Source organism: Streptococcus intestinihominis, assembly GCF_046824975.1.
GTDB lineage: Bacteria > Bacillota > Bacilli > Lactobacillales > Streptococcaceae > Streptococcus.
Map to the genome: position 1 here is coordinate 15,903 of NZ_JBKQBL010000007.1, position 7,142 is coordinate 23,044.

Below are 7,142 nucleotides of genomic sequence, written 5' to 3' on the forward strand. Positions count from 1 at the left end.
ACTGCAAGTGGAATAGCGACACCTTGAGCCACAGCGATTCCTTTAGAGCTAAAGTCACCACCAAGAACCAAGATAATCGCAGCAGCGACTGATGCAAGAGCAGCGTCGGGTGCAACTGCGGCACCAATGTTGGCCCAGCCAAGTGCAAGTAATTGAAGGGAACCACCAAGCATAACACCGGCAGTCAAGTTACCTGTTACCAAACCGATTAAGGTACAAGCAACAAGTGGTTGGTGGAATTGGAATTGGTCAAGGATACCTTCAAGACCTGCTAAGAAGGCAACAACGACCACTAATACCATAGAAATAATAGACATGTTTAAAATCCTTTCGTAAGTAATCGATTATTGAACGTTAGCTTTGTTAATTAAGTCAAACAAATCTTTCTTAGAGTCATTTGGCACTTTACGGACATCAAATTCTACTCCAAGATCACGCATTTTTTCAAATGTAGCCACGTCATCTTTATCCATTGACAACACATTGTTAACCATGGTTTTACCAGTTGAGTGGGCCATTGAACCAACGTTCAAGGTTTTAATCGGAACACCACCTTCGATGGCGCGAAGAGCATCTTGAGGTGTTTCAAATAAGATCAAAGCATGTGTTTCACCAAAGCGTGGATCTTTTGCAACGTCGATCAATTTTTGAATTGGGACAACGTTTGCTTTCACACCATTCGGTGCTGCTTGCTTGATCAACTCCTTACGGAGCTCATCTTTGGCAACTGAGTCTGAAGCTACGATAATTCGATCCGCTTTTGAATCAGGTGTCCAAGCAGTTGCGACTTGTCCGTGAAGTAGACGAGTATCTAAGCGGGCAAGATTAATCTTGAGTTTTCCGTCACCGATCACTGTTCCTTCTGGAATAGCGGCTTGGGCAACAGGAGTAGCTGAAGCAGTGCTTGCTTCTTCGACAGGATTCAATTCTTCTGGAAGAGCTTTGATTCCATCTTTAGATTCTTTGATGATGTTTGCAGCAACTTGATCAACGCCAGCAGTTGCATCCATCAAACGCTCAGTATAAGCTTGAATCAACATCGGAAGGTTCAATCCTGTGATAATCGCAAATTTACGATCTGGATTTTCTCCCATAACGCGACTCGCTTGGTTAAATGGAGAACCACTCCAAAGGTCAGCCAAAACCAAGATTTCATCTTCTGCATCAAATGCGGCAACAGCAACATTGAATTTAGCATAGAGATCATCTGGGCCTTCACTTGGCATGAACGTAACCACTTGAACTTTCTCTTGATCCCCGAAGATCATCGAGCCGGATTGGTGGATTCCAGCTGCAAATTCACCGTGGCTAGCAATAATGATACCAATACTCATTATTGACATTCCTCCTTATAAAATTCGTTTGACTTTCAGTTTAAGAAAACTTTAAGCTTATCTATTATAAAACGTTTTCATGATAAAGTCAATTTTTCAGTACTAAATTAAAGGAAAAAGAGAGGTCTTGATATATTAAATTGTTAACATCTATATCTAGCTGTTAAATTCGAAAATCCTTTGGAATTCCTTGACAAGAGGGGAATGAAGGGGATTCTATGTTTTCTGAAAAGAGTAGTAGTAGGTTCTAATAGGTAAAATAAAAATATAGCAACCCCTTGCAGGTCCTGTTTGTGAGAAACTAAAAAAGACCAGCCCATTTGGGCTGGTCTAATAGGTTGAGTTGATTAGTTGGTGAAGTCAAGTACCATACGTCCTTGAATGGTTCCGGCTTCCATTTCGTCAAAGACTTTGACAGCATCTTCTACTGGACGTTTTTGAACGACTGGAACGACCAAGCCTTCTGCTCCAAATTGGAAGGCTTCTTCCAAGTCTTTACGAGTTCCTACAAGAGAACCGATGACTTGGATACCATCTAATACTGTTTTTACAATGCTGAGGTCCATCATTTCAGAAGGAAGACCAACTGCGATCACGCGGCCACCTGCACGAACAGAATCTACTGCTTGGTTGAAAGCTACTTTAGAAACGGCTGTTACGACAGCAGAGTGAGCTCCACCATTTGTTTTTTCTTTGATCAATCCTGGAACATCTTCGACTTCACGACCATTAATGACAAAGTCTGCCCCAACTTCTTTGGCCAATTCGAGTTTATCATTGTTGATATCAACAGCGATGACATGAGCGTTGAAGACTTTCTTGGCATATTGAACAGCCAAGTTACCCAAGCCACCAGCTCCATAGATAACGATCCATTGGCCTGGTTCAGCTTTGGCTTCTTTGATAGCTTTGTAGGTTGTAACACCGGCACAGGTAATAGAAGAAGCTTGGGCTGGATCTAATCCTTCTGGCACTTTCACTGCGTAGTCTGCAGTAACGATACATTGTTCAGCCATTCCTCCATCAACAGAGTAACCAGCATTTTTTACAGTACGGCAAAGGGTTTCGCGACCAGTTGTACAGTATTCACAAGTGCCACATCCTTCGAAGAACCAAGCAACACTGACGCGGTCACCAACTTTGAGGCTCTTGACATCTGGAGCAAGTTCTTTAACAATTCCGATTCCTTCATGTCCAAGAACACGGCCTGGAACTTTACCGAAGTCTCCGTGAGCAACGTGCAAGTCCGTGTGGCAGACACCACAGTATTCGATTTGAACAAGTGCTTCCCCTGTTTCCAATGGGCGCATCTCCTTGTTTGCAACGATTTCAACACCAGTACCTTCTGGATTTACAACAACAGCTTTCATAGTTTTCCTCCTCAAGAGCTTAGTTGGATTAGAGACGGTAATAAAACGAGAAGTAACATCACTTGAATCATTATCGTATGAAATGAGCTAGGCTCCTTTTTTATTTTTGTTATGTTAATTTTATCACAAACTTTATCAGTCAGCAAGCGTTTACATAGAAAATTTTCTGAAAATAAACTTAACCAGTTAAATTGTTTTCAGGAAAGGCCCCAATAAGGTTCCGTATGTTTGAGAAAACAAAAAGCTTGAATCCTTTCTTGTAAAAGGTGATTCAAGCGATTCTCTATTTATAGGAAGAGTTTTTCTAGTTGACGAGCAACGCCGTCCTGATCGTTTGTATACTCTGTTTGTTTATCGGCATAGGGGAGGAGGACAGGATTGGCGTTTTTCATTGCATAACCAGTTCCTGCGAAAGCCAACATGTCTGTATCGTTTTGTTCGTCTCCAAAGGCAATCAGATCTTTCTGATCAAGTCCGTAAGTCTCGAGGAGATAGTTGAGGGCAAAGGCCTTATTGACGCCTTTTGGAGCACATTCCAGAATGTTGAGGGGACCGCCCCAACTATTGATTTCCAACTCATGATGGTAGTAGTCACGCATTTCTTCGGCTAAAGCATACTTGTCTTCAGCGCGTGTTTGAAAGAGGATGGCGTTTGGGTTTTCGGTAACTTTACGAGCTTCGAATTTTGTTTTGGAGGAGATTTTAGAAACCCCAAATAAGGCGGGATCAATCGTATGGTGGTAGGTGTGGGTGACATAGAACTTATTGCGATACTCTCCTGCAATAAAGTCTGCCTGGATGTCATTTTCTCTCTCGACCATATCTAGGAGGTATTTTTTATCAAGGGTCATGGATAGTTCTTTCGACCATTTTTTATTTGGAATATGAGTGAGAGCGCCGTTAAAGTTAATCATGGGACTTTCCAATCCCAATTCCTTATAGATGTGATCTGCCATTCGATAGGGACGCCCAGTTGTAATAATGACCCGGTGACCTTGTTCACTGACTTTCTGGATGGTGTCAATCGTATAAGGCGATAATTTGCTTTCAGAATTTAATAAGGTGCCATCTAAATCGACAGCGATTAGTTTTTTATTCATAGGAAGATTCCTTTCATTTGTATGGTTTATCTTACTCTAAATGAGGAGTATAGAAGTGCCATATTTTAAGAAGAATGCTACCATTATACCAGATAAACAGGAAAATTTCAGTTTTTCGAATAGTAAATGCTGAGGCACAAAAGATTGTCCAGATGAATCTCTTGTAAAAGTGAATGATATTTGATAAAATATTTGTATTGTTCGTGATTGAGTTGCGAGCAGATTTATTTTTTTTTAAGGAGTTTATTGGAAAAATGGATAAGTTTTTCAAACTATCTGAACACGGAACGACGGTTCGTACAGAGGTATTAGCTGGTTTAACGACCTTCTTTGCCATGTCTTATATCTTATTTGTAAACCCTCAAATGCTCTCCCAAACAGGAATGCCTGCTCAAGGAGTATTTCTGGCAACCATTATTGGGTCAGTCGTTGGGACTCTTATGATGGCTTTCTACGCGAACCTGCCTTATGCCCAAGCACCAGGAATGGGCTTGAATGCCTTCTTTACCTTTACAGTGGTATTTGGGATGGGCTATTCTTGGAAAGAAGCCTTGGGAATGGTCTTTATTTGTGGATTGATTTCCTTGGTTATCACATTAACTAATGTTCGGAAAATGATTATTGAGTCAATTCCAAATGCTTTGCGTTCAGCTATTTCAGCTGGTATCGGAATTTTCTTGGCCTATGTTGGAATTAAAAATGCTGGCTTGTTGAAGTTTTCAATTGATCCGCATACCTATACGGTGGCAGGAGAAGGAGCTGACAAAGCGAATGCAGCGATTACAGCAAATTCTGCAGCGGTCCCAGGACTTGTTAGTTTCAATAGTCCGACAGTCCTTCTTGCCTTAGCTGGCTTAGCCATTACTGTTTTCTTTGTCATCAAGGGCATTAAAGGAGGAATTATTCTTTCTATCCTTACGACAACAATCCTCGCTATTGTGTTTGGCATTGTTGATCTTTCAACGATTGACTTTGGTAGTACCCATCTTGGAGCAGCCGTTAATGATCTTGGGAAAATTTTTGGTGCTGCACTTGGTTCAGAAGGATTAGGTTCTTTGATTACCAATACTTCTCGTCTTCCTGAAACCTTGATGGCCATCCTCGCTTTCTCATTGACAGATATCTTTGATACGATTGGTACCTTGATTGGAACTGGTGAAAAAGTTGGTATTGTTGCCACAAATGGTGAAAATCATCAATCCGCTAAATTGGATAAAGCCCTTTATTCAGACCTCGTAGCGACATCTGTTGGTGCTATTGCAGGTACTTCGAATGTGACGACTTATGTTGAGTCAGCTGCGGGTATCGGAGCTGGTGGACGGACTGGTTTGACAGCCCTTGTAGTAGCCCTCTGTTTTGCAGTGTCAAGTATTTTTAGTCCCCTTCTTGCTATTGTACCGACAGCAGCCACAGCACCGATTTTGATCATCGTTGGGATCATGATGTTGAGTAGCTTGAAAAACATCCATTGGGATGATATGGCAGAAGCTGTACCAGCCTTCTTCACCTCTATCTTTATGGGATTCAGTTATTCCATCACAAATGGAATTGCAGCAGGTTTTATTACTTATACAGTAACTAAACTTGTCAAAGGTGAAGCCAAAGAAGTTCACAGTATGATTTGGATTTTAGATGCCTTGTTCATCTTGAACTTTATCAGTATGGCCTTGCACTAGAATGAACATAGAAGAAAGCTTGGACAAATCGTCCAAGCTTTTTTGATTGTCTCAGGTGAGGCCGAAGGTGATCGACTAAAAATAGTGAGCAAGAATCAATTATTTTTGGTATAATGGAGCAATGAAAAGTCAAAATGAACAAGAGTTGATTGCACTTGGAAAACAGTTGGGTCAACGATTAGAAAAACAGGATGTCGTGATTCTGACGGGAGATCTGGGGGCAGGGAAAACAACCTTTACAAAAGGCCTTGCTCAAGGGTTGGATATTCGTCAGATGATCAAAAGTCCCACTTATACTATCGTGAGAGAATATGAAGGCCGCTTGCCCTTGTATCACCTGGATGTCTATCGTATTGGAGATGATCCAGATTCGATTGATTTGGATGACTTTTTATTTGGTGAAGGGGTGACCGTTATTGAGTGGGGAGAATTGCTAGAGACCAGTCTTCCTGCTGGATATTTAAAGGTTGAACTGCTCAAGGACGGCGACGGACGTGAGATACGCTTGTCAGCTGTCGGTGAACGTGCAGAACAATTAAAGGACTCATTTCTAACTTCTGTAGGAGCTTGAAGATGGAACAGGTATTGGATCTCTTTTTAAAAGAGGCTGAGGCTTCGGATGCAGAGCGTTTACTCGACTTTTTTAAAGCTGTAGCGACTGAATCTGAGTTCATGACCTTGGCTCCAGAAGGGCTTGGGATGACCAAGCAAGAGTTGGAAATATTTGCTGAAACACAAGCACAAACAGGCAATCAATTATGTCTCTTATTATACTTGGGTGAGGATCTGGTAGGTGTCTTAAATATTGCAGCGGATCAAAACAGAGCCTTGCGCCATATTGGAGATGTCTTTATCGTTGTTCGGAAGGCCTATTGGAATAAAGGCTTGGGTCGTATTCTTCTAGAAGAAGGAATCGCATGGGCAGAAGGTACCAACCTCCTTCGGAAGTTAGACCTCAGTGTCCAAGTTCGAAATGAACGGGCCATCCATCTCTACCAAACGCTAGGATTTGAAATTGAAGGTCTCCGCAAGAGAGGCGTATACAAGGAAGGGGAATATCTGGATGTTTACCTAATGGGCAAACTGATAGATGGACAGAATCAATGATTAAAAAAATTCTATTAATGTTTTTTAGTTTGTTAGCTGTAACGACAATCGGTCTTGGAGCCTATGGGCTGACCATCCTCAATCAGTCAACAAACACGTTGAGTAAGACCTTTAAAGGCATTGGCGATGAAAATAATGTCATTGCAGAAAACAAACCGATGACTATCTTGCTCATGGGGGTTGATACAGGGTCAGGTTCACGAGAGGATCAGTGGGTAGGAAACAGTGATACCATGATTCTGGTGACGGTGAATCCACAGACGCGTGAAACAACGATTATGAGTTTGGAACGGGATATCTTGACCAATATCACGAAGGATGGAGAAACTGTCCAAGCGAAGCTGAATGCGGCTTATGCTCAAGGTGGGGCAGAGTTGGCCATTGAAACCATCCAAGATTTGATGAATATTCATATTGACCGTTATGCGATGATCAATATGAAAGGTCTCGTCCAACTGGTTGATAAGGTCGGTGGTATCACGGTAAACAATCCATTTGATTTTGATATTTCAATCGAAGAAAATGAACCGGAATACACAGCGAAAATTCCACCTG

General features: G+C 41.7%; 8 protein-coding genes. 4 read left to right on the forward strand and 4 right to left on the reverse strand.

What is annotated here, in order from left to right:
- The 4 genes from ACLOR3_RS09555 to ACLOR3_RS09570 form a co-directional block, all read right to left on the reverse strand.
- A partial coding sequence (locus ACLOR3_RS09555; protein ID WP_412037179.1) for a PTS sugar transporter subunit IIC occupies positions 1-317 on the reverse strand: 317 nt, incomplete at its 3' end.
- A gap of 27 nt (positions 318-344) precedes the next feature.
- Positions 345-1,334 carry a PTS sugar transporter subunit IIB gene (locus ACLOR3_RS09560; protein ID WP_129270623.1) on the reverse strand — a complete coding sequence of 330 codons (990 nt, stop codon included), beginning with the start codon at positions 1,332-1,334 and terminating at the stop codon, positions 345-347.
- A gap of 347 nt (positions 1,335-1,681) precedes the next feature.
- On the reverse strand, positions 1,682-2,704 hold the full coding sequence (adhP, locus tag ACLOR3_RS09565) for an alcohol dehydrogenase AdhP (protein ID WP_129270625.1): 1,023 nt from the start codon (positions 2,702-2,704) through the stop codon (positions 1,682-1,684).
- Positions 2,705-2,991: 287 nt separating this feature from the next.
- Positions 2,992-3,804, reverse strand: coding sequence for a Cof-type HAD-IIB family hydrolase (locus ACLOR3_RS09570; RefSeq protein WP_154854896.1), 813 nt, complete (start codon positions 3,802-3,804; stop codon positions 2,992-2,994).
- 254 nt (positions 3,805-4,058) lie between these two features.
- On the opposite strand from ACLOR3_RS09570, the gene ACLOR3_RS09575 reads away from it, so the two are divergent.
- The 4 genes from ACLOR3_RS09575 to ACLOR3_RS09590 form a co-directional block, all read left to right on the forward strand.
- Positions 4,059-5,480 carry an NCS2 family permease gene (locus ACLOR3_RS09575; RefSeq protein WP_411400984.1) on the forward strand — a complete coding sequence of 474 codons (1,422 nt, stop codon included), beginning with the start codon at positions 4,059-4,061 and terminating at the stop codon, positions 5,478-5,480.
- A gap of 121 nt (positions 5,481-5,601) precedes the next feature.
- The gene (tsaE, locus tag ACLOR3_RS09580; protein WP_223363599.1) at positions 5,602-6,051 is read left to right on the forward strand and encodes a tRNA (adenosine(37)-N6)-threonylcarbamoyltransferase complex ATPase subunit type 1 TsaE; all 450 of its coding nucleotides are present in this window, start codon (positions 5,602-5,604) and stop codon (positions 6,049-6,051) included.
- Between the two features lie 2 nt (positions 6,052-6,053).
- On the forward strand, positions 6,054-6,587 hold the full coding sequence (locus tag ACLOR3_RS09585; RefSeq protein WP_006596889.1) for a GNAT family N-acetyltransferase: 534 nt from the start codon (positions 6,054-6,056) through the stop codon (positions 6,585-6,587).
- Positions 6,584-7,142 (forward strand): LCP family protein (locus ACLOR3_RS09590; protein ID WP_412037180.1); only part of this gene is annotated, 559 nt, incomplete at its 3' end. The genes ACLOR3_RS09585 and ACLOR3_RS09590, both read left to right, overlap by 4 nt.